We start from the raw sequence: 25916 nt of genomic DNA on the forward strand, positions 1-25916 counted from the left end.
CTATCAGTTTCGGTCGGAATCTTAATTCTCGTGAACGGGTTTTTCTTCCGAAAGAGCAAGAATTTTAGGAATTCCTGTCAGATCCCAGAGTTCAGCTGAGGCTTTCATTCGTTTTCCTTTAGGAAGTGGAAACACAAATCGTCCTTTCCCTTCTGGTCCCACCTTCAATTCAATTTGGTGTTTGGAAAGATCTCCCATCCTTCTTTCTCTCAAGGGTGGGACGGGAAAACTTCGTAATTTTTCTTCTGCAGGATAGAGATTCAACTGAACCATATAAGAAGTATTGGTTTTTCCTGAGTATTCGTAGTTGAGAATATAGCCGGATTCGGATCCATCTTCGTAAGGAAGGATGTTTAGAATTTTGATTTGGTTTTGGTAGGTTGTGGTTGTATCTTGAGTTTGCAAAGGTTTTGATTCGGAATTTGAGAGAATTACCGATTCTGGTTCTTGTGCGAAAAAGATTCGTTTGAAAGATGAATCATAATCTTCCGGACGTTTCAAAGGATAATAGTTTCCATCTCCAAGGATGGATAGCCTTTTGAGATCTTCTTCTCCTTTGGGATCAATGTCGATTCCTAGCACCTGCAATCGAAATTTTTTTCCCGATTGTTTCAGTTGGTAAAGAACGGCTTTCGGATCTCCATCGCAACTTTCCACTCCATCAGAGATAAAGATAATTTCCGTTTCTTGTACATCATTCAATAGAAACTCACCAACCACACTTAAGGTCTGTGCGATGGGAGTGGATCCCGCAGGAACAATGGATGAAATTTTTTGACTCACGACGGAGGCTGCCCCACGTTGGATGGGGTGATACAATCTTGCGGAAGAACAACCTGCGATTCGGTTCCCGTAAGCCACAAGGCCCACACTCACATCTTTTGGCATTCCGCCGAGGACTTGTAAAAGTTTTTCTTTGGCAACCGCCATCCTTGTTTTTCCATCCCATTTTTCTGACATGGAACCACTGGCATCGAGTATGAACACATATCTTTTGTTAGGTTGTGATTGTATGGAAAGAGGAAGAAAGGAAAATAAAAACAAACCACAATATACGATTCTACAAAATTTGCCAAATCGCCAACCTAGGATTTTATTTTCTTTCCGCACCTGTACACCATCGGCGAAAACGGGAATTGACCTTAGAGGGATTTGGGATCTAAAAACGGCGGAACCACTAGGTTTGGTTTCACGAGAAGGGGAGTTCTGTCAAAAGAAGAATGCGCCCGTAGGAATCGCAAAATCATTTCGCAGGTGGCTCCCCAAAGCAGGCCATCCCCTAAATCAAAATAATAAGCAAAATGTTCCCGGCCAGGGATTTGGATGGCGTAAAACGGTTTTGTCCAAAGATCAGAAAAACGAACGAGGAGGACTCGGTCGACTTCTTCTTTGTTGTGTGGGAAGGTAAAATCACCTTCATAAGTGGCTAAAAACGGGGTGATATGAAAACCAGTTCTTGTATGGAGCCCTTCTAGTTTTCCAAGAACATTTAAAGTAGAACTTTGGACACCCATCTCTTCTTCCCATTCCCGAAGGGCCGTGACCAAAAGATTGGAATCTTCTTTTTCTTTGACTCCACCCGGAAAAGAAATTTGGCCGGGGTGTGATTTTAGATGTTTGGCTCGTTCCGTTAGGATGATCCCTTCCGCAAATTCTTTGGATCCAAAAAGTGGAAAGATCACACCTGATTTGACTTCTGTTGTGTCTGGAATCTCATCGAAGTCCCTTGAAAGTTTATCTACAAAGGACTGGTAAGGTAACATCAACCTTCGTCTTTCGAGTTTTGGTTTTGTTTTTTCCTACGTTTGGCAACAAATGCTTCCTTGGAACGAATCGCCACCAAACGGTTGATCATCGAATCAAAAGGAAGTCCTTGGATGGCAGCAAGTAAACTTGGGCCATAGTTTTGTACTTTCCAATCTGAAAACACATGGAGGGCTTTTAGTTCTTCTAATGTTTTTGGTGCAGCTCGCAAAATAACAATGAGTTGTTTGTTCGAAGGAAGAAGGGAATGTTCCATTCGTCTAGCGCGCATAATACGGAGTCGCCATTTTTTAGCGTTTTCGAATTTATGATTTTCGTCTTCGTTTAGGTCTTCGCCATGACGTTTAGAAAGTTCAGAAGTATCAATCGGATCATTGTATTCCGCAGTCAAAAGTTTGAAAATTTCGGTTCCGTCTTTTTTGCCAAACCATTCCACACATTTTTCTTCGTTCGGATGACCTTTGACTGCTTGTGACAAACGATCATTATTAAAAACGCGGAAACTTGCTTTGTTGATTCGTTTTGCTTTTTCGTCACGATAACGAAGTAGTTCTAAAATCTTTCTTCTTTCGAGTGGAGTGAAATTGAGAATGTCAGGAAATTTTCCAAGAGAAAATCCTTCTCCTTCTTTGGCTACATACTCTTCGGATGCAATGAATTCAAATTCTGATTTTGCCTCATCGTAGAGAGATCTACGTTTGAGTTCTTCTTCCATTTTCAACCAAATGGATTCTAAATAAGCAGTATCAAGTGCTGCATATTTGAGTTGTTGTTTTTGAAGAGGACGAATTTCCCAATTAGACTTTTGTTCTACTTTGGAAAGTGTGACTTTATGATAATGTTCCACAACGTGTGACAATGAACTTTGTTCTAATGACAACAAACGAGAACTGATCATTGTATCTGCCGTGTTCACAAATTTAAACCCAAAGTCTCTTTTTAAGGCTTTGATGTCGTCTTGTGCCGAGTGGAAGATTTTGAGAATGTTCTCATCTTCGAATAAAGGACCCAAAGCTGACAAATTTGTGATCTTTAGTGGGTCAATCAGGTAATTTTTGCCATTAGAATTGATCTGGATGAGGCAAACTTTGGGATAGTACGTGTAATAACCGGAGGACTCGGTGTCGATTGACATGATTTTGGACTGTCTGAGATTGATCAGAGCTAAATCCAAAGCTTTTGCTGTATCAACGAGAATATAGTTGGAATTGATTTGCATCTAATTGGGATTTTGGAAATACTGCAATTGTCATTCTAACAATGATTCTCCAATCTGACAAACCAAAAGAAGAATGTGCCATTTTCGGCATCTACAATAGCAAGGAAGCTGCTAATTTTACCTACCTAGGTTTGTACTCAATGCAACACCGAGGCCAGGAGTCCAGTGGGATCGTCACAACCGATGGATCTCACTTATACCGGTATGCCAACATGGGTCTCGTGGCAAATATCTTCACTCAACCGAAGATCAAAGAGCTCATTGGGGATGCGGCCATTGGTCACAACCGGTATTCCACAACGGGAGCGAGTTTTCTTAGAAATGCTCAGCCCATCCGCGTGGAATCCCACTTAGGTCCGGTGGCTCTTGCCCATAATGGAAACCTAGTGAACTCCTGGGACATTCGAAATAAGCTCGAAAGAGACGGATCGATCTTCCAAACCACCATCGATTCCGAAGTCATTGTCCACTTAATGGCGAAAAGCCATAAAACAGATTTGTTAGAAGCACTCTGTGAATCTTTAGCACAAGTTCGCGGTGCCTACTCTCTGTTAGTTTTAACTCCGAGATACTTAATTGCGGTGCGTGATCCCAACGGTTTCCGACCACTGGTGATGGGGAAACGTTCGGATGGAGCCATTGTATTTGCTTCGGAAACCTGTGCTTTTGATATCACAGAAACAGAATATGTAAGAGATGTGGAACCGGGAGAGATGGTTGTCATCGATCATACCGGAATGCGTTCTCTTTATCCATTCCCAAAAGCTAAACCAAGCCTTTGTATTTTTGAATATATCTACTTCGCAAGACCTGATTCTTATATTTTTGAAGAATCAGTTTACAAAGTAAGAAAATCCCTCGGTCGCCAGCTGGCGCGTGTTATGCCAGTCGAAGCCGACGTGATCATCCCTGTACCGGATTCCGCAAACATTGCGGCCCTTGGTTACAGTGAAGAGTCGGGGATTCCTTACCAAAGTGGTCTAGTGCGTTCTCATTATATTGGTCGAACCTTCATTGAACCGGACCAAAAGATTCGGGACTTTGGAGCCAAAATCAAATACAATGTAGTGAAAGAAGTAGTGAACGGAAAACGCGTGGTCATCATTGACGACTCGGTGATGCGGGGAACGACAAGCCGTAAAATCATCAAAATGATTCGTAACGCTGGTGCCAAAGAAATCCACTTTAGAGTTTCCGCACCACCAACGGTTTCACCATGTTACTACGGAATCGATATTCCTACTCACAAAGAATTGATTGCATCCACTCATAGCATTGATGAAATCCAAAAGTATCTACGTGTGGATTCCCTTGCTTATTTAACATTGGATACAATGCACAAAGCAGTGGAAGGCCATAAGGGTGGTGGATTTTGTGATGCTTGTTTCACATCCAATTACCCGGTGGAATTCCAAGACCATGCGGGAAACCAAAAGTCACTCTTTACGGAATACGCGACGGAAGAGTAATGGAAGAACTTGAACTTTCCAAAACCTTTGGTTTTGAAGCCGCACATTTTTTACCAAATGTTCCCGAAGGCCATAAATGCAAAAGAATGCATGGCCATAGCTTTCGTTTTGCTGTGTATCTCAAAGGAGAAATTGATCCGCATACAGGTTGGATCATGGATTTCGGTGAATTAAAATCTATCGTAAAACCAATCTTAGACGAACATTTGGATCATTATGTTTTGAATGATGTTCCAGGTTTAGAAAATCCTACGAGCGAAAACATTGCCGTTTGGCTTTGGAACCAACTCAAACCAAAATTGCCACTGCTCGATAAAATCACTCTCTACGAAACTTGCACTAGCTCTTGTGTGTACAGAGGGCCGAAATAATAAATGGTTTCCGTTAAGGATTCCTCTCCTAAATCCAAATCTGAAAAAAAAGGCGCCGTTGTACTTCTGTCAGGCGGACTCGATTCAACGACTTGTCTTTATGTTGCAGCCAAAGAATTTGGTTATCCCAAAAACAAAAAATTACCAATACTCGCTTTATCTTTCGATTATTCCCAAAAACATAAAATTGAACTGATCAAAAGTAAAAAAATCGCAAAAACTCTCGGAATCAAACATGTGATCCAAAAATTGGATCCTGGATTTTTTTTAGGAAGTTCTCTCACCGAAAAAAAAATCAAAGTGAGAAAGAACGCAAAATTCTTGTTTAGTGGTAATGAAAAAGAAATTCCGAATACTTATGTCCCAGGGCGTAATATTTTATTTCTATCGTTTGCATTGTCACTCGCAGAAGGCCAAGGCTATGATTCTATTTATATTGGAGTGAATGCATTGGATTATTCAGGATACCCGGATTGCCGTCCGGAGTTTATCGAATCCTTCCAAAAGATGGCAAATTTAGGGACAAAAAAAGGTGTGAGCGGCGATGGTGATTCCATCCAAATCAAAACTCCACTTTTGCATTTGGGCAAAAAAGAAATTATTGAACTGGGAATCCAGGTAGACGCTCCGCTCCACCTAACTCATTCTTGTTATGATCCTGTGCGTGGAAAACCTTGTGGTAAGTGTGATTCATGTATTTTAAGGGCGAAAGGATTTTTAGAGGCTGGGATTTTAGATCCGGCCATACAAAGCCAATAAAACTTAGAAGGGTTCCATGAGAATTCGAATACTTTTATTTTTAATTATACTTCTTCTTACTTTTCAATGTAAACAAAGTAATCTCAATAATCCATCAGATTCAAATTCAAAAGCATATTTAGAAACTGCTATATGGACTTGTTTGAACCAACTTGTTCCTTGTTTTGAGATCAAACAACAAAACCAAGGTATCAAACAATGGACAAGACTGTTAGGTGGTACTTCCGGAATAACAACGAATTCCTTTGCATCGGCTACCGATTTCGAAGGTAATAATTATATCGCTGGCAAAGTAACCGGAGCCCTTCCTGGGCAAACAAAAATGGCTAATGGATTGTATACGGATCTTTTTTTAGCAAAGTACGATCCTAATGGGAATCGACTGTGGATTCGGCAGATGGGCTCTGTAGGCAATTATCATTCCGATATTCAGTCGATACATGTAGATACTTTTGGTGATGTCATTTTAACAGGGTCAACGGTTGGTGCCTTTGTTGGATATTCATCTACTGATTTTGGATCTTTATTGATCAAATTCTCTAGTGCAGGGGAATTACTCTGGTCAAAAATCTTTTACGCAAATGCAACTCAACTAATTGCGGGAGTGGGGATCACTTCCGATTTACAAGGAAATATTTATATTACAGGGCATACGGAATTAACAAATATTGATGATGAGAATGCCTCTGGTAATTATAACTTGTTTGTTTTCAAATACAACAAGTCTGGTTCCATATTATGGAAACGTTTGTTAGGTGGATATGGCATTGATATGTATGGAGTCAAAGCAACCTATGATCCTTCTACAAACCAAATTTACGTCGTGGGCCATGTGATTGGCTCGGGAACTTTTTTTGATCAAACTCTTTCTGGTAGCCAAGATAGTTTTGTTTTAGGATTTCATCCAGATGGTTATTACCAATGGGCGAAGATTTTGGGTAAAACTGGTGTCAATTTATGGATCAGAGGTGTTTCTGCAGACAAAAGAGGATTCTTTTATATTGCTGGTGATGTTAGTGCGGGTTACGATGGAGAAAGTTTTTCTGGTTCGGTTGGTGAGCTGATAGTCAAATTTGATAGTAAGGGAAACAGAGAATGGACGAAGTTAAGAGGTGCCGGTACGGGTACAACAACTACTTCCAGAGGCATTTATGCTGACAATGCAGGGAATGTGTATACAACAGGTTGGACTACAGGGAATCTTTCGGGAGTGACATTGAATGGAACTCAGGACGCCTATCTATCGAAGTATCATTTTAATGGAAATCTGGAATGGACAAGGTTATCCGGAAGCAGTTTGGTAACTTTAGATGGAACGGCTTTATCTTCCGATCGATATGGTACGATTTACTTAACCGGAGGAACTACTGGAAATTTGGACGCACAAACAAAAACAGGGACAAAAGATGCTTTTGTCATTCAATATAAATAAATTATAGTGAAAATTTAGTTTAAAATGCGATCATTTATCCTACTTATCATTTTGGTTGTATATCAATGCAAAGCATTACCTTTTAACAACCCTTCTGATGGAAACACAAAAGCTTTTTTAGAAACACAATTACTTCGTTGTTTTTTGGAAGATAAAGAATGCTTCGAAATCCCACAAGACAATCAAGGGATCAAACAATGGACAAGGTTACTTGGCCAATCCGGTGGGATCAATACATATTCCCTATCCAATGCTGCTGAAAGAAATAGATATATTTATCAACTTGGTACAACAACCGGATCTCTAATGAATCAGCAAAAAATATCACCTGATTCCGATTATGTGGATATTTTTCTATCACAATTTGATCGAGAAGGAAATGTTTCTCGGTTGAAACAGATGGGTAGCCCAGTGGCTTCTTCAACATATGCAGAACTGATTCATATCGATGTTTTTGGAGATCTATATATTGTTGGAAGTTCCAATGGCCCTTTCAATGAACTTCCAGCAAGTGGTGGAGGCAGTCTTGTGATTAAAATGCATCCTTCCGGAATCGTATTATGGACAAGAATTTTTCCGACTGGCGATGAAACATTAGGATCAGGTATCACATCCGATAATGAAGGAAACGTTTATATTACGGGTAACACTGAAACGCAAGTAGTTAATGGTGAAACAGCAGGTAATTCTCGTAATGTCATCATTATTAAATATAACAGAAATGGTGATTTAATTTGGACAAGGTTGATTGGTCAGGTAGGTTTTACAGCTTATGGACACCAAATTCAATTTGATCCGGTGTCTAATCATCTATTCGTAACAGGGATTGTGGGAGGTTCTGGTTCCTTTTTAGGTACAACGTTACCGGGAGGAGTATCTGATTCTTTTTTATTTTCTTTAGACACAAATGGTGTAATGAAATGGTCGCGCTATTTGGGATTAACAAGTGCAACGACTAACATCGTGGGAATGTCCTTGGATAAAAAAGGTTCTGTTTATCTGGTAGGAGATACTAGCGGGAATTTAGATGGCCAATCTAAAGATGGAAATACGGTTCAAGCTCTCACAAAATTTAGTGTATCCGGTGAGAAAATTTGGACACGATTGTTGAATGGTGGCGGAACATCAAACACCAATGGAATTCAAGTTTATGCAGACAATGCTTTCCATGTTTATACTACGGGTTATACGACAGGTAATCTAAACGGCAACACACTCATTGGTGTGCAAGATGCCTACCTTTCCAAATACGATGGAAACGGAAATTTGATTTGGACTAAAACAACAGGCAATAGTGGATCGACTCTCTACGGAAGAGGGATATCAGCCGATCGATATGGAACCATTTATTTTTCTGGATTTACTGATGGAAGTATTGATGGTCAGGTCAAACTAGGCACAACTGATGCTTTTTTAATGAAGTATCAATGAAAACTAACAAAATACAATCCGTAACCATATAAGGTTCAGAGTTACGAATTGTATCTTTCAGATGAATCGAACTAATATCCGACTGTAAACCTTTGTTTTATATGTTTTCTTTCTTCTAGTTCATCGACAAAAGCTTTTACTAAATCGGCAAGGGAGATATGGCTTTGTCCATTGTTATCAACAAGAAGAGATTCTTTGGAAACACGATAATTTCCCGTTTTCGGCCCTTCTGGTTCAATGACGGCAGAAGGAGAAAGGAAAGTCCATTCCAAATCGTTTTCTGAACGTAAGTGGTTTAATATCTGCCTTGCACCATCTGCACCACCAAAATATTCTTTAGGAAAATTCGGAGTGTCAATGAGTTGCACTCCAGGTTGCACTTCTAAAGACCCGGCTCCACCCATAACAATGATCCTTTTCACACCAGCCTTTTTAGTAGCATTAAGAATAGATAAAGATCCATTGATCATGTTCTCTCGGATATTTGGATCTGTCCAACCTGGGTTATAAGAATCTAACACAGCGTCAGAACCCGAAATGATTTTTGCCAAACCATCGGTATCAAAAATGTCCCCTTGCACTTTTGTTAAATTTTTGTGTTCCGTTTTTAACTTAGAAGGATCACGCAAAACAGCCGTCACTTGGTATCCTTTGTTTAAACTTTCTTCCAAGGTTTTACTTCCGATAAACCCTGTTGCTCCAATTAATGTAATTTTCATTTTTTCTTCTCCTTTGTTGTTTTGTTGTAACTTGCATTATTACATCTTATAGTAAAAAAATTTTAGTTCCTAAGCATGTTTTTGAATAGGTTTAGATTTTTTTGATTCTGTCCTTTGACGAATTTCTGAACTAACGTCCGATAAATTGTATTTTGAAAGTTTAGTTTCCATAGCTTTTTGAGCCTCATCTAAAATTCCTGTGAGGGCCGATTGGATGTTTTTTCCAATGGGACAATTGGGATTTGGATGTTCATGTACAAGAAACAAATTTTCTTCTTTCTCCGTGGCTTTGTAGATATCGAGTAAATTGATTTCCTTAGCAGGTTTTGACAAAGAAGAACCTTTGATTCCTCGGCGTGCATTGATGATTCCAGCTTTTTTTAGTTTTCCGAGTAACAAACGTATGATGGCAGGATTCGTACCTACAGATCCTGCAATTTCTTCTGAAGAGGCTTCGCCGTCCATTTCCAAAATGGTTAAAATATGAATGGCAACAGAATATCTACTCGGGATTGACATATAGACTACTTGTAACCATAAAAGTTACATCTTCCATTTCTGGCAAGTCTTAATTTCCTATTTTCTCCATTTGGCGGGACTCGAAAAGTTTTTGGTTCGACTCGGTTTGAAATGGAATTTGGATCCTGAATTGAATTTTGGTGCATTGAATCTGGCATTATTGAATTTGAAACGCCCTGGTTTGATATCCAATTTCCCTTTAGGAATGTAAGCTCTTTCTTTTAAGAGAGAAAACAAACCACCAAGGTCAATGGCTCCTGTTTCTCCACCACTTCCACCTCCGCCAGCAAGTTCTTCCTCATCTTCCTCGTCATCATCCTCTTCTTCGTCATCTCCTGATTGTTTTTTTTCATCTGCCGAGGCTACATCCAAATCAACAGGTTTGGGTTCTATATACTTTGATTTAAAAGTAACTTGTGAATAAAAATCAATGATGTTAGATTCAGCTAACTTTTGTAAGTTCTCCGAATTGGTTTCGTTTGGTAGGCTTCTGGATAGAATATAAATTTGACTTTGGGATTTGAAACAGGAAAAAACATAATATTCTTTTTTAAACTGGTCTTTTTCCAAATCTGGTTTTGCAATTTCTAAGGTAAAAGTATAGGTTCCATCTCTATATTCTGGGGAATAGATTTCATGAATGATTCCTGATTTAGGATAATTTTTTTTGATTTTATCTATGAGATTAGAATTAATAAAAGTTTTTAGAGTTTTTTCAATTCCATCTGTGATGATATCAGAATGAATTTTTTGATTCACATTGATGGCTTGTATTTTAAACAAACCATGAATAGGATCAAAAAAACTTACATTTTTTTTCCCATCTCGTATGACCGCAAAACGTTTATCGACAGGGATTTCTGTTTTGAATAAATCAGAATCGGATGAATAAGTCCCCCCGAGAACATCACCATAAACTGGATTCAGGCGTTTGATTGGCAGCGGTTGGCTGTTTTTGTTTTCTAAGGCAGCTAAAAATTGATCTCTTGTGTGATCAAAGAATCGATAGTCTTTGTTATAGTTTTCTACATCATTAAAAAAATTAAATGTTGGTAACAAAAGCCATGTGATTAGCCTCCGATATCCAAATTTATAAGTAGTGAGAGATGGTTTGATTTCTAAAGCAGTTCGTTTATAAACTGTAAAATAATGATTTTCATAATTTACGCTGGGAATGATCCCAAGAGAAATTAAACATAAAATTACATTATAATTATCTTTTTCTCTTTTTGAATAATATAAGTGGTAGTAGGTATCGCAGTTTTCAATTTCTTGTAATAACAATAAAGAATCTTTTGTAGTGTGGAAATAAGTATCAGCGTCAGCCATTTCCGCATACTTAAGAAGTGTTTTTTTGTGGTGGGGTTCTGTGCTGATGTTATGAATTAATTTGAACCGATCAAAGGATTTATTTGTACGAAACGATTCTAGTTCCTTGATATGGGGCCAAGAATTGGGAATTCCATAAATATGTTTGATATGCCTAGTATTTGTATTTTTTAAATTTAAGTTGGTTCGGATATTTTCAATGAATTGAGAGTCAATTGCTTGTATATTTGCTGGTGAGTTTTCTTCTGGCGAACCGACTTCTTGAAATTTTACTATCGAAACAAAACAAGAAGTACCAAAATCTCCACCCAATTTCGGTGCTTCAGAGAGGGGAAGTTCTGCGCTCTGGTTTGGAGAAACTCGAGTGTGGTACCAACTGATTTGGCAATTGAAAAAGAAAATGAGGAATATATAGAAGAATTTCATGTAAGGAACCACCAAGGAGGTTAGTGGTTCCCAAGGTTTTGTCAAAACAAAAAGCTAACAAATCGTTGGCGTTTGAGAAATAGAAAAAAGCTTATTGTTCAACACAAATGGCTTTCGCATTATAGTTATTTACTAGGTCATAACATGATGAGGTAGCAAACGCAAAAGCCTGAGCATTCGTATTTTGATGTCTTCCAAAGAGCCCATTTGGTGCTAAAGTTGCAGTTCCTATTGTAGTCCAATTATCACAATCAAGACTATTGATCCAGTCGGCATTGATTCCTGTAATCACATAATTATTAGCATTTAGTAAATTTGGTTCCATTGAATTGGTAAATGGAATAGGAAAAAGACCATTTGCATTAGTGGTTCCAATCACTGTAGTTCCATCATTTCTTTTGTATTGTTGGTTTGGTTTGAGAACCCAATCGATATGTTCAGAAGTCCCACCAGTAGTGCAATTTGCTGAAGTACATGCTGTTCTGGAAGTTCCATCACTTACCATAGCTTTGTAAGTCCCTCCACCTGAAGGTTTGTTTGTAGCATTATTACAGTGCGCATCAATGCCAGAAACACCTGCATTAACAGGAGCCGTTGAATTTGTAATGAATATTTTACAAGTTCCTGTTGTGGAACAAGATGATGTTGAACTACTAGAAGTAGAACTGTTATTTGCAACGAGTGCAAGTACACTGGCTGCGATCGTATTGTCAGTGTTATTTGTTTCACAAGAAACGAGTGTGAAGCTAATTAAGCTAATCAAGATTAACTTAATGTTAAGATTTGAGGTTGGTATGTTACTTAAAAATTTCAAAATAGATCTCCTTGTTGATCATTATACCCATTGTGGCACTTTGGATTTGTCCTCATGGTTATAATATTCATTTGTTCGATAAAAAAGTTTTTGTTTATCGTTTACAAAAACTATTGTTCTGCGAACGTTTCTTCATAATTCCATTGTTTCTGAATTCTATTGTTCCACGCAGATTGCTTTCCCTCTAAAGACTTGATTAATCATAGCACTACAACCTCTTGACATTTCTGCAAAAGCTCGGATATCAGAATAAAGATAGGCTCCTGTCATCGTATCACCAGATCCTGTCCAATCAGAACAATCATCACCAGGTGTCCAGTTTGCATTTACACCTGTGAAAACATTATCAGTATATCCATCAATCACATCTGGATCAATTACATTGGTCAGTGAAGTTACAAAAATACCATTGGCATTTGTAGTCCCGATGGTTGTGGTTCCATCTTTTCTTTTGTATTGTTGGTTTGGTTTGAGAACCCAATCGATATGTTCTGAAGTTCCACCTGAGCAATTTGCAGTAGAACAGGCCCTTCTTTTTATTCCATCTGATATCAAGGCTTTATAGACATAGCTACCTGATGGTTTATTTGGCGAATTGTTACAGTGCGTATCAAAGCCAGAAATACCTGCATTGTTAGGAGCTGTTGGAGTGGCGATAAATATTTTACAAGTTCCAGTTGTTACACATGAGGATGATGTTGAACTACTAGAAGTAGAACTGTTATTTGCCACGAGTGCAAGAGCACCGGCAGTCGTTGTGTCGTTGTTAGTATTTCCTGGTTCACAAGAAACGAGTGTGAAGCTAATTAAGCTAACAATGATTAAATTTACACTAAAAAAAGCATTTGGTAGGTTTCTTAAATTTCGCAAATAAGTTCTCCATGTTTAGGGTTTTGACCCGAAGTTACTCGGCTAGCGTCGGCTCTTTTGGAGATCGAGTCAATTTATTTAGGGAAATCCACAGTCATTTTTTTCAAAGGGCACAAATTTGGAAAAAGTACAGTGTAAGGTTTTGTTCCCGAATGGTTTATTTTTTTCATGAAGAGCGCTACAATTTTATGAAAATATCGACAAATCTATGTTACAAGAGTGAAATCTATCCTTAAGGAAGTTTTAATATGACCAACTAACTTTGATATAACGGTTGAGCGTGTTTTGTTAGTGACGGATAGCATATGTTTGGTGGTGTTTTAAAGCTGATATTTTCTTTAACTGGAAACTCTTGTTTAATTACTAACTTAATTTTAAGTTTGGTTAGAGGTCATTTGAGTCATATCTCCGTTTTGCCTGACTCTAAAGTGGAAATCTTTCGTTTACTTCTGCTAAAACTGCTGTTCCGATTCTATTTTTTGATCTCAGATTCGTTATCATTTCTCTGGAAAGGCCATTCTAGGCTAGGATCAGGCCCTAGTTTGGGTAAATTTCCTGAAAATTTTGTTTCCAAAATGGCCATTTTTTCCATAACTACTACTAGTTTATGGAAATATTTGTTACAGCCGTCACGATTTTCGTTCTAGCGATCTTCGTGGGATTTGAAATCATCACAAAAATCCCTCCCATCCTCCACACCCCACTTATGTCGGGTTCCAACGCCATTTCCGGCATTACCTTAATCGGTGCCCTCTATGCTGCCGGAATCCAAGAGAGTAATATCACCAAAATTTTGGGTCTTCTCTCGGTAATTTTTGCTACGATCAACGTAGTGGGTGGGTTTCTCGTCACTCACAGGATGCTTGGAATGTTTAAGAAAAAGGATACACCTAAATAATGGAATTAGTTAGCATTCTTAACCTTTCTTACCTTGTTGCTTCCATCCTCTTTATTGTTGGAATCAAACAATTGGCTCACCCAAAAACGGCAACCCGAGGAAACTTACTCGGTGCCTTGGGTATGCTCATTGCAGTTGTAGCAACACTATTTGACCAAGCCATTTTAACTTATGATTGGATCCTTGTGGGAGTTCTCATTGGGTCTGTTGTTGGTATCATCCTTGCAATCAAAATCCAAATGACTGCGATGCCACAACTTGTCGCGGTGCTGAATGGTTTTGGTGGTATTGCTTCTGTATTTGTTGCTGGTGCAGCTTTACAACTTTCCATTCCAAAGTATGTCACAGCAGTCAACTACCAAGAGATTGTTTCCATAGTTTTCTCTGCCATCGTTGGTGGGATCACTTTCTCTGGAAGTTTTATCGCCTTTGGTAAGTTACAAGGTTTTATTACAGAAAAAGCAGTTCGTTACCCAGGTGACCAACTAGTCAAAATTCTTGTTGGTCTTACTGCAATCGGCCTTGGTGTGTATGGATGTTTAGAGCCAACGGACGAATCCATTTATTGGATCTTAAGTGGTGTGAGTTTACTTCTTGGGGTATTCCTCGTGATCCCGATTGGTGGAGCCGACATGCCGGTTGTGATCTCTCTTCTCAACTCCTATTCGGGAATTGCAGCATCAGCAACAGGATTTGTACTTAATAATAATGTTCTAATTATCTCAGGTTCTCTTGTTGGTGCCTCTGGAATCATTCTAACACAAATCATGTGTAAAGCGATGAATCGCAGTTTGACAAATGTGCTTTTTGGTGGATTCGGGGCTGTCGCTACAGAAATGAAAGATGATGGCGATTTTTACTCAGGTAAAGTGAAATCAACCAGTGCGGAAGAAGTAGCAATGTTGTTAGATGTCGCACGAAGTGTAGTGATTGTCCCTGGTTATGGTATGGCTGTAGCGCAGGCACAACATACTGTTCGCGATTTATACCAATTATTAACTGCACGTAATATAGATGTCACATTTGCAATCCATCCAGTAGCAGGTCGTATGCCTGGTCATATGAACGTATTACTTGCAGAAGCAGATATTCCTTATGATCGATTGAAAGAGATGGACGAGATCAATAGTACTTTCGAAAATGTTGATGTTGTGATCGTTAATGGTGCGAATGACGTAACGAACCCACTTGCAAAAACAGATCCAAAATCACCAATTGCTGGTATGCCGATTTTGGATGTTGGAAATGCAAAAACAGTGGTTGTGATCAAACGTTCGCTTAGTCCAGGATTTGCTGGTGTGCCTAACCCACTCTTCATTGCTGACAACTGTTTGATGTTGTTTGGTGATGGTAAAAAAGCAACTCAAGAGATGATCGCAGCTTTAAAAGAATCTTAGAGCCGGAAAATATGAAGAAACAAGTCTATATCGTTGATGACCACCCACTTGTAGTAGATGCACTACAAAACTTAATCGCTAAATCAGAAGATTTAGAGTGCATCGGGAGTGCGGATAATATTGAAAAGGCATTTAACGATATAGAACAACTGCAACCAACGCTGGTTTTGATAGATATCCAACTCAAACAAAACCAAAACGGATTGCAGTTACTCAAACGTCTTAGAACAACTTTTCCAAATATCGCCGTCATCATCATCAGTATGTTGACGGATGATACTTTTGTAGATCGTGCTTTTAAACTTGGTGCTATGGGGTATGTCTTTAAAGAAGATACTACCACTCAAATTGTAGAAGCCATTCATACAGTTCTCAAAGGTGATTATTTTGTAAGTTCCTCTCAAGCTACCCGACTGCTTGGGCATCTCTACAGAGCTTCTCAAAAAGATGAAAAAGATCCTATCGACAGGTTGTCTAACCGCGAATTGGAAGTGTTTCTTATGATTGGAGAAGGTATGCCAGTCAAAGAAATTGCAGCCAATATGGGACTTGCTCCTTCTACCATTGAAACTTTACGTTCTCGTATCAAATCCAAACTCAGCATCACTGAAAACGAAAAACTCATTCGTGTGGCTGTGGAATGGAAATACACACAAGCCAAAACCGATATCGTCGTTTCTTAATTTAATAACGAAGTTTAAAGTAATGATAAAGTAAGTCTTTTCCTTCTTGGGAAGAGAGTAACATTCTATATGCTTCTGCAATTTTAGATTCGTTTTGGGATTGTTTTTGGATGAAATGAAAGAAGTCGTTTGCTCTTTCATCATATCCTAAATTCAAAAGTAAATTTAGATAAAAACTTTGGTCATATTCATCAGCAAACGGTGAGTATGCGATAGGTCGAAGTAGGTTTTCTGCATCTCGCCATTTTCGAATTTCAAAATAACATCTTGCGTAAACTTTTTTTTCTCTCCATCCCAAAAGCCTTGGATTTTTCAAATAAGTAAGAGCTTTTTTTGGATCTTTTTCAGCAGAATAAACAACACGGCCCATGAGATGTGAGGCTTGAAGGTGTTTAGGATCTTGTTCTAAAATAGTAACTAGTTCTGCTTTGGCTTTCTCTGTTTCATTGAGTTCTAAGTAAGTTTTTGCTAAAATTAATTTTGCTTCGTTATAGTTGGCTTTGTATTCAAGTGATTTGTTTAAAGATAAAATAGCATTGTTATAATCTTTCAATATATAATAAGCAAGCCCTAGATTGTAATGATAAAAAGGATTATAAGGAGAAATTTGATTGGTTTCCAACCAAGTATTTTTTGCTTCGGACCAACTGTCTTCTTGCGCATAAATCATTCCGAGTAAAAAACTTGCGGCTTCATGGTTTGGTTCTTTTCTGAGCGCCTTGTTTAAACTTTCTTTGGCTTCTTGCCATTCCATTCGCGAGTACAATAAACTTCCGTTTAAATAATCATACTCAGGATAAGATTTATAAACCTCTGATTGGATTTTTTTCCATTCTGTATCAGCTAAAAGAAACCTTCCATAACGAAGGGCATTGATGATATTTCGACTGACCTTTTCTAATTCAATTTTTGCATTGATTTCGATGGTTTCTTTATCTTCTGATTCAGAGTGAATCATGTTGGTAGAGAAAAAAAGAAGAAAAACAAAGATTGGGATTTGAATTTTAGCTTTCATAAATTGATTCTAACCATTTCACAATTTTTATATGAGCATCGCGAACTAATTTTATTTTTGAATGAGGAAAATCTATAGGGAAGTTTTTTTTCTCGGTTAAAGAAGAAAGAGATCCTAAATAGGGAATTCCTAATTCTTGTTCCGCAAATTGACCTAGGGATTCGTGGATAGGTGTTATGCCTACCAAACAAATTTTTTGCCCGTTGGTTATGGATTCCATCATCGTTTGTCCAAAATATGTGAGTACAAATTCAGAAGATTGAATTTGTTTTAAAAATTCAATATAAGAAACTCTGGCTATAAATTCTATATTTTGATCGATTGGTGGACTTCCTCCAATTCGTATCACGGAACTAATGTTAGTTTTTTTGTCCGGAGATTCCAAATGCAAACAACGGATCAAGTAATCATCGATTTGTTTTGAATTTTTATCCCCAAGACTGCCTGCATAAACAAGAACTCGACCTGGAATTGTAGTTTGGTTCCAATCCAAATCAGAAAGAGGAGAACTAAAATAAGAAATTAGATTTTTATTTGTTATTGGTGCAATGGGGTTTGGCAGAAAAAAACTAGAATTTGGTTTTGTTGGTAAATGGTTGGTGTTATCAATATAAAACTCATGAGGTAAATGGAATTCATTTTCTCTTATGTCGAGGACATGCGGCAGGGGCAGGTCTTTCGAATGAAGGTCTGGTGTTGTTGAGAGTTCTACTTCATATCCTTTCATTTCTAAAAATAAAGCCAAAGACTTACATCTTTCTAAGTGTCCAGTTCCATATTCAGCAGGTTCTGCATAAACAATCCGAACTTTTTTGGAATTTCGATCCACTTTTGGTAATGAAAAAACCACTTGTTCTACAGAAGCATTGATTAAAAAAAACTTTGGATTTTCTTTTGCCAATTGGAGGACTTCTTTGGCTCCAAAAAATGGATCCTTCAGTCCCAATTCTTTCCATAATTTACAAACAAGCTCATAATCTTTAGGTTCATCAACAGTGATTCGCAAGGCATTTTGTGAAACATCTGTTAGATGGCTTAGGTGGTGGGTTTGTAGTCGGATTTGTTTGTGGATTTCTGGATGTTCTTTGATATGGAGAGAAACATGTTCCGTATATCTTTCGGGAATCGGGCCTTCTGTTTCATACAAAAGAGAATCTGCAGAAAAACATTCCACTCCCATCCCTAAGGGGAGACCCACCATCGAAAGGCTATAATAGGAATCAGAAATATACGTAATGGCTTCATACAAATATCGTATGGATTCTAAATCAACAAATGGGTTATCGCCTGTTAATCGAAAGATATGTTTGGCATGAAAATGAAGGCATGCTTTTCGAAACCGATCCCGAACATCAGTTTCTGATCCTATGAAGTATTGGTAGTTTCTGTTTTGTAAAAATTTTATAAGTTCGGTATCACTTTCGGGAACTAAAAATACAATCTGTTCTTTAGGAAAAATAGTGGAGAGTCGATTGTGGATATGATCAAGGACAGTTGTATTTGAATTTTCTGGAATGGATTTTAAGATTTTTTTTGGAAACCTTGTGGATCCTAGTCTTGCCTGGATAAAGGCAAAACAATCACGCGTTGAAAGTATACCACTCATCACAATGCAAACAAGGAGCTGGAATTTTTCCGTGTTCTCCATTAAAACTATGTTTAAAAAAGTCTAAACCTTTTCGCCAAATATCCGTTAAAGATTCTTTGTATAAATTTCCAACAATTTCTGTTTGGGTTTGTTTGCAAATGGAAATCGTTCCATCAACAGAAAGAGACAAATCACGAACCAAATGCCAACAAAAATCCCGGTGAATGGGAGTTAAATCACTCACTCGACGTTCGGGGAGTTTGTTTGCAAAAGTATTATATTTCTGTAAGATGATGTTGATTCCTTTTTTCTCAAAGTGGGTAAAATAAGGATCAATTTCTTCTTCCACTTCTTTCATTTTGATCATCTGAACGTGTAATGATTTGTTTGGAAGTATTTGTGAAAGTTTGTCTATAGTGCTAAGAACTTTTTCTAGTTCTGATTTTCCATATAATGATTTGTAAACATCAGGTTTCAAACTAGTGACATTGGCAATGATACAAATTTTTTCTTTTAGAGAAGGATCTAAAGTACCAATAACTGTGAGTAATGAATCGGTATTTGTATATAATGCTGTTTCAACGATGAGTTCATTTAGTAAATTTAGTTTTAGAATTTCTAAAACAACGTTTTTAAATTCAGGATGGAGGAGTGGTTCTCCATTTCCAGAAAGACTGATTGTAATGGGAGAGGTAAGTTCTGTATTTAGTTTTGTGATGGTATTTTTTACTTCTTCCAAAGAAACAAAACTTCCGTCGTTAGACAAATCGGCAAATTCACGCGGACAAAATGTACATTTAAGTTCACAACCTTTATAAATTTCCCATTCCAAATAAGATGGGGCACTGCGAAATAACTCAGGTTTTTCTTTTAATTTGGAAAGTAGGTTATCATAGTTTAAACTTTCACCCACTTGTAACAAACCTTGGATGAGAGTTAAGGAACGAATGGATGCCAACCGAAAGTCCAAACGAAGTTGGCGAAGGTCAGGTGCCTTATAAAAAATATCTACATCATATTGGTTGATGTTTTTTAGAAAAAACGAGTGAATGTCTGTGGATAATGTATCGGGTAAAGAGGTTAAAAATTCGCGAGTGATGATGGTAGGAGTAAGACCCGGTGGTAAATTTTCAGAATAAGAATATTGGCTAAAAAAGTTTTTATGACGTTCCCAAGCTTTTTCTGTGAGATCAGCATCTAAAAGTGGGGAAATTCCAGTAAAATAAAGAAAACAGACTTCGTCCCAATCAGGATCTTTGAACTGAGATTCTGGTAAAAGTTTTCCTAACTTAAGTAAAAATTCATATTCTTTAGAGATATCTTCATGGATTGTCAGTCGGTTTCCTAAGGAAGTGGAACCTAGTTTTTTTGAAAGATTGGAATCAAGGTTGATATGAACGGGTATTTTTGGAAATACTAAGGAGAGTCGATTCACAAATTCTTCCCAGAGTTCTATTCTAAAATTCAAATTTAGAAACTGAATGGAAGGGGAGTCCAAATAAACTACCGCAAAACTTGGGTTATAGTCCTTTCGGTTCATCATTAGTCTATGTTGTATTTTTCTTCTGGGTTACTTATATTGTGTTCTTTGATATAGATGGGATCAAAGATAGATATAGATGTATTTTTGCGTGTGTTTGAGACCCACTCTTCAAAAGAAGTTTGTTCTTTTTCTCGAAACAAAAACCCTTGAATCCCTTTTCTCACTGCATCCAGTGGTGTTGGTCTCATTCCTTCAATAAAAACGATACAGTAACGTTTACGATCATCTCTAAAAACTTCAGAAATTTTTCCAGGCCCACCTACTTGTGTTAATACAGAAGCAGTGATTGGTTGGGTTTTGTATAATTCAAAGGTGGGAATCCAATTAACGAGACCCCCATTCAACCGATAACGAGATTCATTTCTTGGGCCAGAAGCTACAAGTTTAAAGAAAGACGGATCTTTTAATGATTTATTCCGAATTTCAGTGAGTTCATTGAACACTCTTGTTTCTTCGTCAATGGATGCATTCGCTGGAGAAAGAACGATTTCGCGAAATCGAAACTCTGATCCCACCTTCGCCTTGTTTTTGTTATACCATGATTGAACTTCTTGTTCTGAAGGTAGTGGAGGACTCACCTTGATTTGTAAAAGTTGGCCTTTCTTGATTTGGTAAGGTAAATCTTCTAACCAAATATCATAAGGTAAATTGAATTGATTTTGGACGGACTTCTTAAATTGTTCTAAGTCACTGATCCCTTGGGCTTCCATCCTTTTTTGGATTTCGGCTTCGATTCGTTTTTCATTTACCTGAATGGATTCTTCATCAGCAGCATTGTCCACCACGGCTCGATCAATTAAAAAATCAATTACCTGAGAATGAAGAGATCCCTTTTTGCGATAGTTCGGAAAAAAACGGGATAAGTTTTTATAACGTTCCACACCTTCTTCATAATCCAAACTGGAAATGGATTTAGGACCAACAATGGCTAGAACTGCATTTAAGGATTCGTAGGAATATAAACTAACGTTAGGGGTGAAAATAAGGCTAAAGGATAAAACCGTAGCAAAAAACAAAACGAGAAATCGAGACATTCGTGATCCTTTTTGCATACGGTCGTAAATTTATCCGATGAACGTGGTATGTAAAGCCTTTACTGCATCTTCTGCTTGGTTTTGTTTGATGACGCAGGAAATTTTAATCTCCGATGTAGAAATCATTTCAATATTGATGTTTTTTTCCGCGAGAGATTGGAACATCTTAGCGGCCACACCTACATGAGATTTCATTCCCACGCCAACTGCGGACACAATCGAAATATTTTCATCGATTTCTGCTTTTCCATTTCCATGGTCTTTCGCATAGGCATCAATGATTGGTTTTGCGGCAGCAATGTCTTTTTTAGCAATGGTGAAAGAAATTGTATTGATTCCATCTCTAGGAGAGGATTGAACAATGACATCCACGATTACATCTTTGTTTGCCAATTGAGTGAATAACTCCGCAGCAATTCCTGGTTTGTCTTTTACATCGGCAATCGTTACTCGAGCTTGGTCACCTTTGGCAGTCACACCGCTCACTTTCATTTTTTCCATAATTTTGTCCTCACTCATCACTAAAGTTCCCGGTTTGTCGTGGAAACTGGATCGTACGTGGATGACCACGTTATAGTTCATACCTAATTCAACACTTCGAGAGTGAAGGACTCCAGCACCAAGGCTTGCGAGTTCTAACATTTCTTCGTAAGTGATTTGTTTGTGCATCTTTGCGGTTGGAATTTTTCTTGGGTCAGCAGTGTAAACACCGTCAACGTCTGTATAAATTTCACATTCATCAGCACCAAGGGCAGCAGCAAGAGCCACAGCGGAAGTATCACTTCCTCCTCGGCCAAGAGTTACGATATTTTCGTCCTTATCAATTCCTTGGAAACCCGCAACAATTACCACCTTGTTCTTGTTAAATGCTTCATCAATTCGAGAACGGTCGATCATTTCGATTTTTCCGTTTGAGAAGTTTCCATCGGTTAAAATTTTTAATTGGGAACCGGTAAAGGATTGGGCAGGCACTCCAATTTCATTTAAAGCAATGGCAAGTAGAGCAATCGACACTTGTTCACCCGTCGAGAGTAACATATCCATTTCTCGTTTGGGAGGATTTTTTGAAATTTGGTCAGCCAAGTCTACAAGTTCGTCGGTAGTATGTCCCATTGCAGAAACAACAACGGCAACTTTTTGGCCTTCGTCGTGGTAACGTTTGATGCGTTTGGCCACATTTTGGATTTTAGTGGTGTCACCAACGGAGGTTCCACCGTATTTTTGGACAACGATTTTCGATGACATGGGTATATGGACAGGGTGCTACAGGCAAATCGGGAATCAAGTAGAATGAATTTTTTTGCAACCAAACATAAATTGGGGACTCCAATAGGTATAGGTTTATTTGTATGAATTCTTCTACCACCGTTGAGCCAGTTGTCAAAGAACAGGCTCCCTTACTCTTCCTGATTTTATTTTTTATGGTTCAGGCCACTGTTCTAACTGTTTTCACTGTTCCTTTTGAATGGTCACTCGTTGGGCTTGCCATCGCATCTTACTTCCTTCGGATGTTTGGAATCACAGCCGCCTACCATCGTTATTTTTCCCATGCTTCCTTCAAAACATCCAGGGTTTTCCAATTTGTTTTGGCTTGGATTGGTGCGATGTCCATGCAGAAAGGTCCACTCTGGTGGGCAGCACACCATAGAAACCACCATAAATTTTCAGATACAGAAAAGGACATCCATTCCCCTAGTCGAAAAGGGTTTTGGTATTCTCATATGTTTTGGTTTTTGAGAAACGATTACAATGATTATGAAGCCAAATTAATCCCGGATTTTTACAAATATCCAGAACTCAGGTTTTTAGATCGTCACCATTGGATCGCGCCACTTTCTTATGCTATCTTACTGTATCTAGTGGGTGGGTGGGCTTGGCTTGTTTATGGGTATGCCGTTTCTACTTTTTTTCTAGGACATGCTACTTGGACCATCAATTCCCTTTCGCACGTATATGGTTCGGTCAGGTATGATTCAAGAGACACAAGTAAAAACAATTTATGGCTGGCACTTCTCACAATGGGGGAAGGTTGGCATAACAACCATCATTACTACTGTTCGTCGGTCAACCAAGGGTTCTATTGGTACGAAGTGGATGTTTCCTATTATGTTTTAAAAGTACTCAGTTGGTTTGGAATTGTTTGGGATCTAAAAAAACCACCGAAAAAAGTGATTGAGGAAGGACTTCTTCGTGACCGAGAACAAAAGGAAAGGAAACGAGTATTAAAAGAATCTAAACAAACTTCTAAAATAAAAAACAAAGTAGAAGTATTGTCTATCTAGATTGGAGTTCTTATACTCCTAATCGTTTTCTTATGTCTGCCGGGATACTTTGGATGGAGTCGTATTTCTTTTTTTTCCCTCCCGGCAGGGAAACATAATAGAATCCGTTGATCATTTCTAAAAAATAATCCTCTCCTTTTTCACCTAAAGATCTATTATCCAATTCTTTTACCATTTTTTGGTATTTAGAGGGAAGGAGATTCCAATTCATATAATTGGTAACCACACCTTGGTCGTTCACTGTATAAGCTCCATCTTGGTGGAGGATTTTTGTTCCATTGTAATCGAATACTTCCATCACCTTTAGATTGTTATCTTTTGATTGTTTGGAATCTTTTTTGGACTTACCCAAACCCGAATTTGTTGGATCTTCTGATCCAGAACTTTGTTTTGACTTTGAACCCAAGGGACTTTCTTTTTTTCTGAGTTTGCCAAATAATAATAGAAAAATACCAGCAAACGCCAGTGATGCGAATAGAAAAATTTCAGAAGTCGATAAATCGAATAAATAACGCCACATATCTATCGAAAACTAGTACCAATGACTTTACAAGTATCCGGAATGTATCCTTCTGTATTCCATGTGATACAATCGATCAGTTCAATTGCGCGAAAACATAGTTTTAGGTCATCAATTTTGACTCTGCTGATAAAAAGTCTACCTGGAAGTTTTTCTTTGCCACAAGCGGAGTTTTTCATGGCATAAGTTTCAAAGGTCTTTTGGTTTGCCTCAAAAGCAGAATAAAACAAATCGTCTCTGTTTTGAATGCATTGGAACGATAAACCAAAACAGAGAATCGGCAGACCCACTACCCTTAGAAAATTAAAATTCATTTTTTAAGTTTGATCCGAGAGACTTCCCTGACAGGGATAGGAAGTTTTCCAAAAGCACTATCCACTTGTACGGTTCCGTAAATTTCGAATTCGGCATCTTCTCCTCGTCTTGCTGCATCTGACAGTTGTTTTGCTAACGAAAGAAGTTTGGGAAGGATGGATCCTTTTTGGTCGGGTACCAGTTTTAGAACCACAAGCGACTCGGAATTTGGATCCACTTCAAGAGGTGTCTCGTTTTGGAGTTTGCCGATATATTCTTTTCCATTCGGGGTGAGGAGTTCTATCTCCAAATCAAATTGGTAAATACTTACCTTGGTGTTGTTTGGATTGGTTACGGAAACTTGTGGATACAAATCTACTAAAGGGATTAAAGGAAAATTTGGATTTGGTTTGAGATCTACACGAACATCCACCAAATCAAATTTACACGCTTTAAGGCTTTCTAAATTCTTTTTTGTATCACTGAGACAATGAGTGAAAACAAAGGAAAATAGAACTGAGAATAAAAATAAATATCTACGGACCAAATACTACCTTCCCTTCGGTCATATGTTGTTTGTAAAATTCCAAACCTTCTTTGTAGTCTTCAAACTTAAATCGTTTGTTGATCTTTGTTTGGAATACAGTTTTAAGAAATTTTTGTGCTTCTTTGGCTTGTTTTTGAAATTCTTCTAATCCAATTTCATAAATCCAAGAAGACAACCAAAAGCCTTCCACTTTTTTGTTTTGGAACAAAATGATTCCAGAATTTACAGAAAATGGTTTTTCGGAGAGTGCTCCGTAACAAACCACTTTCGATCCGTAAGGCATACATTCGACTAGGGATTGTGCCGTTTCCCCTGCCACTGCATCGATCGCATACGTTGCATTTAGTTTTTTGGAAATTTTGAATAAATCTTTTTGGTAGTTGGGAGAAGTGGAGTTTAGAATATTTTCTGCTCCAATTTCTAAAAGACTGTCTTCTTGTTCTTTCTTTCGCACAACATTGATTAAGGGGATTCCACGTTCTTTACAAAGTCGAACTACCATTTTACCAAGGGCACTGGCCGCTGCGGTTTGGATCATGGCTGGATGACCTTCTTTGGAACATTTGGATACCATCGCCCAAGCAGTCATTGGGTTTACAAAAAAACTGGATCCTTCGTCTAGACTCACTCCATCAACTAACGGTAAACAGTTGTCTTCTGTGGTGATCATATATTCTGCCCAAGATCCGTCGTTTTGAGGAGCCACGCAGGATACGTTCATTCCCACTTTTAAAGTTTTAATGGCACTTCCCACGGCATCGACGATTCCGCTGGCTTCAAACCCAGCTGAGACAGGAGCTTTTTTTTTGAACCCATACAGTCCGCGAATGAACATTAGATCAGATGGATTGATCGGAGAAAGGTGGATTTTGATCCTTACTTCGTTATCTTTGGGAGTTGGAATTTCTTTTTCACGGAGTTCCAATTGAGGTTCGGATTCGTCGTATTTGAGGATGGTGACTGCTTTCATCTCGTCCCATTCAGTCATTTAAA

26 protein-coding genes are annotated in these 25916 nt (G+C 38.2%); 9 read left to right on the forward strand and 17 right to left on the reverse strand.

The genetic code is table 11. The features are described 5' to 3' along the window. Window positions 1-21 precede the first annotated feature (21 nt). The 3 genes from EHQ24_RS12245 to EHQ24_RS12255 form a co-directional block, all read right to left on the reverse strand. Window positions 22-1059 (reverse strand): vWA domain-containing protein, encoded by a 1038-nt coding sequence (locus EHQ24_RS12245; protein WP_244310455.1) that lies wholly within the window; start codon window positions 1057-1059, stop codon window positions 22-24. 83 nt (window positions 1060-1142) lie between these two features. Further along, entirely contained in the window at window positions 1143-1763 is a 621-nt protein-coding gene (locus EHQ24_RS12250) for an NUDIX hydrolase (RefSeq protein WP_135601882.1), read from the reverse strand. Beyond that, the gene (locus tag EHQ24_RS12255; RefSeq protein ID WP_135601883.1) at window positions 1763-2983 is read right to left on the reverse strand and encodes a ribonuclease D; all 1221 of its coding nucleotides are present in this window, start codon (window positions 2981-2983) and stop codon (window positions 1763-1765) included. The genes EHQ24_RS12250 and EHQ24_RS12255 overlap by 1 nt, the downstream gene beginning before the upstream one ends. 41 nt (window positions 2984-3024) lie before the next feature. Between EHQ24_RS12255 and purF the strand changes: the two genes are divergently transcribed. Genes purF through EHQ24_RS12280 form a run of 5 tightly spaced genes read left to right on the forward strand, consistent with a single transcriptional unit; the run spans window position 3025 to window position 8445 of the window. Further along, window positions 3025-4452 (forward strand): amidophosphoribosyltransferase, encoded by a 1428-nt coding sequence (gene purF / locus EHQ24_RS12260; RefSeq protein WP_135601884.1) that lies wholly within the window; start codon window positions 3025-3027, stop codon window positions 4450-4452. Further along, complete coding sequence (gene queD, locus EHQ24_RS12265) at window positions 4452-4823, forward strand: 6-carboxytetrahydropterin synthase QueD (RefSeq protein ID WP_135601885.1); 372 nt, start codon at window positions 4452-4454, stop codon at window positions 4821-4823. Before purF ends, queD begins: the two co-directional genes overlap by 1 nt. 3 nt (window positions 4824-4826) lie before the next feature. Further along, window positions 4827-5582 carry a 7-cyano-7-deazaguanine synthase QueC gene (queC, locus tag EHQ24_RS12270; RefSeq protein WP_135601886.1) on the forward strand — a complete coding sequence of 252 codons (756 nt, stop codon included), beginning with the start codon at window positions 4827-4829 and terminating at the stop codon, window positions 5580-5582. Between the two features lie 16 nt (window positions 5583-5598). Further along, window positions 5599-7014 (forward strand): SBBP repeat-containing protein, encoded by a 1416-nt coding sequence (locus EHQ24_RS12275; protein WP_244310410.1) that lies wholly within the window; start codon window positions 5599-5601, stop codon window positions 7012-7014. Between the two features lie 24 nt (window positions 7015-7038). Then, complete coding sequence (locus EHQ24_RS12280; RefSeq protein ID WP_135601887.1) at window positions 7039-8445, forward strand: SBBP repeat-containing protein; 1407 nt, start codon at window positions 7039-7041, stop codon at window positions 8443-8445. A 71-nt stretch (window positions 8446-8516) separates the two neighbouring features. On the opposite strand, the gene EHQ24_RS12285 is transcribed toward EHQ24_RS12280, so the two are convergent. The 5 genes from EHQ24_RS12285 to EHQ24_RS12305 all read right to left on the reverse strand — a co-directional run bounded on the left by EHQ24_RS12285 (window position 8517) and on the right by EHQ24_RS12305 (window position 13122). After that, window positions 8517-9164: an NAD(P)-dependent oxidoreductase gene (locus EHQ24_RS12285; RefSeq protein ID WP_135601888.1), complete on the reverse strand. Its 648-nt coding sequence runs from the start codon at window positions 9162-9164 to the stop codon at window positions 8517-8519. Between the two features lie 69 nt (window positions 9165-9233). After that, window positions 9234-9683, reverse strand: a complete 450-nt coding sequence (locus EHQ24_RS12290; protein ID WP_135601889.1) for an Rrf2 family transcriptional regulator — start codon at window positions 9681-9683, stop codon at window positions 9234-9236. 57 nt (window positions 9684-9740) lie between these two features. Further along, complete coding sequence (locus EHQ24_RS12295) at window positions 9741-11438, reverse strand: hypothetical protein (protein WP_135601890.1); 1698 nt, start codon at window positions 11436-11438, stop codon at window positions 9741-9743. A 91-nt stretch (window positions 11439-11529) separates the two neighbouring features. Next, a complete protein-coding gene (locus tag EHQ24_RS12300; RefSeq protein WP_244310411.1) occupies window positions 11530-12201 on the reverse strand; it encodes a DUF1554 domain-containing protein in 672 nt (223 codons plus the stop codon). A 207-nt stretch (window positions 12202-12408) separates the two neighbouring features. Further along, window positions 12409-13122, reverse strand: coding sequence for a DUF1554 domain-containing protein (locus tag EHQ24_RS12305; RefSeq protein WP_135601891.1), 714 nt, complete (start codon window positions 13120-13122; stop codon window positions 12409-12411). 607 nt (window positions 13123-13729) lie between these two features. Between EHQ24_RS12305 and EHQ24_RS12310 the strand changes: the two genes are divergently transcribed. From EHQ24_RS12310 to EHQ24_RS12320, 3 genes are read left to right on the forward strand one after another with little or no spacing between them, the layout of a single operon-like run. Next, window positions 13730-14020, forward strand: coding sequence for an NAD(P) transhydrogenase subunit alpha part 2 (locus EHQ24_RS12310; protein WP_039937055.1), 291 nt, complete (start codon window positions 13730-13732; stop codon window positions 14018-14020). Then, a complete protein-coding gene (locus tag EHQ24_RS12315) occupies window positions 14020-15417 on the forward strand; it encodes an NAD(P)(+) transhydrogenase (Re/Si-specific) subunit beta (protein ID WP_135601892.1) in 1398 nt (465 codons plus the stop codon). The genes EHQ24_RS12310 and EHQ24_RS12315 overlap by 1 nt, the downstream gene beginning before the upstream one ends. A gap of 11 nt (window positions 15418-15428) precedes the next feature. Then, window positions 15429-16100: a response regulator transcription factor gene (locus tag EHQ24_RS12320; RefSeq protein WP_100789490.1), complete on the forward strand. Its 672-nt coding sequence runs from the start codon at window positions 15429-15431 to the stop codon at window positions 16098-16100. Window position 16101: 1 nt separating this feature from the next. Here the strand turns inward: EHQ24_RS12320 and EHQ24_RS12325 are convergent, their stop codons facing one another. Genes EHQ24_RS12325 through EHQ24_RS12345 form a run of 5 tightly spaced genes read right to left on the reverse strand, consistent with a single transcriptional unit; the run spans window position 16102 to window position 22525 of the window. Continuing rightward, entirely contained in the window at window positions 16102-17115 is a 1014-nt protein-coding gene (locus EHQ24_RS12325; protein WP_135601893.1) for a tetratricopeptide repeat protein, read from the reverse strand. Next, window positions 17105-18721, reverse strand: coding sequence for a cytidylyltransferase domain-containing protein (locus EHQ24_RS12330; RefSeq protein ID WP_135601894.1), 1617 nt, complete (start codon window positions 18719-18721; stop codon window positions 17105-17107). The genes EHQ24_RS12325 and EHQ24_RS12330 overlap by 11 nt, the downstream gene beginning before the upstream one ends. Then, window positions 18696-20246, reverse strand: coding sequence for a spiro-SPASM protein (locus EHQ24_RS12335; RefSeq protein ID WP_135601895.1), 1551 nt, complete (start codon window positions 20244-20246; stop codon window positions 18696-18698). Before EHQ24_RS12335 ends, EHQ24_RS12330 begins: the two co-directional genes overlap by 26 nt. Next, window positions 20246-21298, reverse strand: coding sequence for a putative peptidyl-prolyl cis-trans isomerase (locus EHQ24_RS12340; protein WP_135601896.1), 1053 nt, complete (start codon window positions 21296-21298; stop codon window positions 20246-20248). The genes EHQ24_RS12335 and EHQ24_RS12340 overlap by 1 nt, the downstream gene beginning before the upstream one ends. Window positions 21299-21310: 12 nt before the next feature. Next, window positions 21311-22525, reverse strand: coding sequence for an aspartate kinase (locus EHQ24_RS12345; RefSeq protein ID WP_135601897.1), 1215 nt, complete (start codon window positions 22523-22525; stop codon window positions 21311-21313). Between the two features lie 104 nt (window positions 22526-22629). On the opposite strand from EHQ24_RS12345, the gene EHQ24_RS12350 reads away from it, so the two are divergent. Further along, complete coding sequence (locus EHQ24_RS12350; protein WP_135601898.1) at window positions 22630-23562, forward strand: acyl-CoA desaturase; 933 nt, start codon at window positions 22630-22632, stop codon at window positions 23560-23562. Window positions 23563-23572: 10 nt separating this feature from the next. Here EHQ24_RS12350 and EHQ24_RS12355 read toward each other — a convergent pair whose 3' ends face one another. The 4 genes from EHQ24_RS12355 to EHQ24_RS12370 are packed head-to-tail and all read right to left on the reverse strand — an operon-like array spanning window position 23573 to window position 25911. After that, on the reverse strand, window positions 23573-24082 hold the full coding sequence (locus EHQ24_RS12355; RefSeq protein WP_135601899.1) for a hypothetical protein: 510 nt from the start codon (window positions 24080-24082) through the stop codon (window positions 23573-23575). A gap of 2 nt (window positions 24083-24084) precedes the next feature. After that, window positions 24085-24396, reverse strand: coding sequence for an LIC13255 family lipoprotein (locus EHQ24_RS12360; RefSeq protein ID WP_135601900.1), 312 nt, complete (start codon window positions 24394-24396; stop codon window positions 24085-24087). Further along, on the reverse strand, window positions 24393-24923 hold the full coding sequence (locus tag EHQ24_RS12365; RefSeq protein WP_135601901.1) for an LEA/WHy family protein: 531 nt from the start codon (window positions 24921-24923) through the stop codon (window positions 24393-24395). Before EHQ24_RS12365 ends, EHQ24_RS12360 begins: the two co-directional genes overlap by 4 nt. Next, window positions 24913-25911 carry a zinc-binding dehydrogenase gene (locus tag EHQ24_RS12370; RefSeq protein WP_135601902.1) on the reverse strand — a complete coding sequence of 333 codons (999 nt, stop codon included), beginning with the start codon at window positions 25909-25911 and terminating at the stop codon, window positions 24913-24915. Before EHQ24_RS12370 ends, EHQ24_RS12365 begins: the two co-directional genes overlap by 11 nt. Window positions 25912-25916 lie beyond the last annotated feature (5 nt).

The organism is Leptospira noumeaensis (genome assembly GCF_004770765.1).
In the GTDB taxonomy this organism is placed as follows: domain Bacteria; phylum Spirochaetota; class Leptospiria; order Leptospirales; family Leptospiraceae; genus Leptospira_A; species Leptospira_A noumeaensis.

Excerpts from the sequence above, each read along its gene's own strand:
- EHQ24_RS12250 (WP_135601882.1), bottom strand. The coding sequence starts at position 1,763 with ATGTTACCTTACCAGTCCTTTGTAGATAAACTTTCAAGGGACTTCGAT.
- EHQ24_RS12255 (WP_135601883.1), bottom strand. The coding sequence starts at position 2,983 with ATGCAAATCAATTCCAACTATATTCTCGTTGATACAGCAAAAGCTTTG.
- purF (WP_135601884.1), top strand. The coding sequence starts at position 3,025 with ATGATTCTCCAATCTGACAAACCAAAAGAAGAATGTGCCATTTTCGGC.
- queD (WP_135601885.1), top strand. The coding sequence starts at position 4,452 with ATGGAAGAACTTGAACTTTCCAAAACCTTTGGTTTTGAAGCCGCACAT.
- queC (WP_135601886.1), top strand. The coding sequence starts at position 4,827 with ATGGTTTCCGTTAAGGATTCCTCTCCTAAATCCAAATCTGAAAAAAAA.
- EHQ24_RS12275 (WP_244310410.1), top strand. The coding sequence starts at position 5,599 with ATGAGAATTCGAATACTTTTATTTTTAATTATACTTCTTCTTACTTTT.
- EHQ24_RS12280 (WP_135601887.1), top strand. The coding sequence starts at position 7,039 with ATGCGATCATTTATCCTACTTATCATTTTGGTTGTATATCAATGCAAA.
- EHQ24_RS12285 (WP_135601888.1), bottom strand. The coding sequence starts at position 9,164 with ATGAAAATTACATTAATTGGAGCAACAGGGTTTATCGGAAGTAAAACC.
- EHQ24_RS12290 (WP_135601889.1), bottom strand. The coding sequence starts at position 9,683 with ATGTCAATCCCGAGTAGATATTCTGTTGCCATTCATATTTTAACCATT.
- EHQ24_RS12295 (WP_135601890.1), bottom strand. The coding sequence starts at position 11,438 with ATGAAATTCTTCTATATATTCCTCATTTTCTTTTTCAATTGCCAAATC.
- EHQ24_RS12310 (WP_039937055.1), top strand. The coding sequence starts at position 13,730 with ATGGAAATATTTGTTACAGCCGTCACGATTTTCGTTCTAGCGATCTTC.
- EHQ24_RS12315 (WP_135601892.1), top strand. The coding sequence starts at position 14,020 with ATGGAATTAGTTAGCATTCTTAACCTTTCTTACCTTGTTGCTTCCATC.
- EHQ24_RS12320 (WP_100789490.1), top strand. The coding sequence starts at position 15,429 with ATGAAGAAACAAGTCTATATCGTTGATGACCACCCACTTGTAGTAGAT.
- EHQ24_RS12325 (WP_135601893.1), bottom strand. The coding sequence starts at position 17,115 with ATGAAAGCTAAAATTCAAATCCCAATCTTTGTTTTTCTTCTTTTTTTC.
- EHQ24_RS12330 (WP_135601894.1), bottom strand. The coding sequence starts at position 18,721 with ATGAGTGGTATACTTTCAACGCGTGATTGTTTTGCCTTTATCCAGGCA.
- EHQ24_RS12335 (WP_135601895.1), bottom strand. The coding sequence starts at position 20,246 with ATGATGAACCGAAAGGACTATAACCCAAGTTTTGCGGTAGTTTATTTG.
- EHQ24_RS12340 (WP_135601896.1), bottom strand. The coding sequence starts at position 21,298 with ATGCAAAAAGGATCACGAATGTCTCGATTTCTCGTTTTGTTTTTTGCT.
- EHQ24_RS12345 (WP_135601897.1), bottom strand. The coding sequence starts at position 22,525 with ATGTCATCGAAAATCGTTGTCCAAAAATACGGTGGAACCTCCGTTGGT.
- EHQ24_RS12350 (WP_135601898.1), top strand. The coding sequence starts at position 22,630 with ATGAATTCTTCTACCACCGTTGAGCCAGTTGTCAAAGAACAGGCTCCC.
- EHQ24_RS12355 (WP_135601899.1), bottom strand. The coding sequence starts at position 24,082 with ATGTGGCGTTATTTATTCGATTTATCGACTTCTGAAATTTTTCTATTC.
- EHQ24_RS12360 (WP_135601900.1), bottom strand. The coding sequence starts at position 24,396 with ATGAATTTTAATTTTCTAAGGGTAGTGGGTCTGCCGATTCTCTGTTTT.
- EHQ24_RS12370 (WP_135601902.1), bottom strand. The coding sequence starts at position 25,911 with ATGACTGAATGGGACGAGATGAAAGCAGTCACCATCCTCAAATACGAC.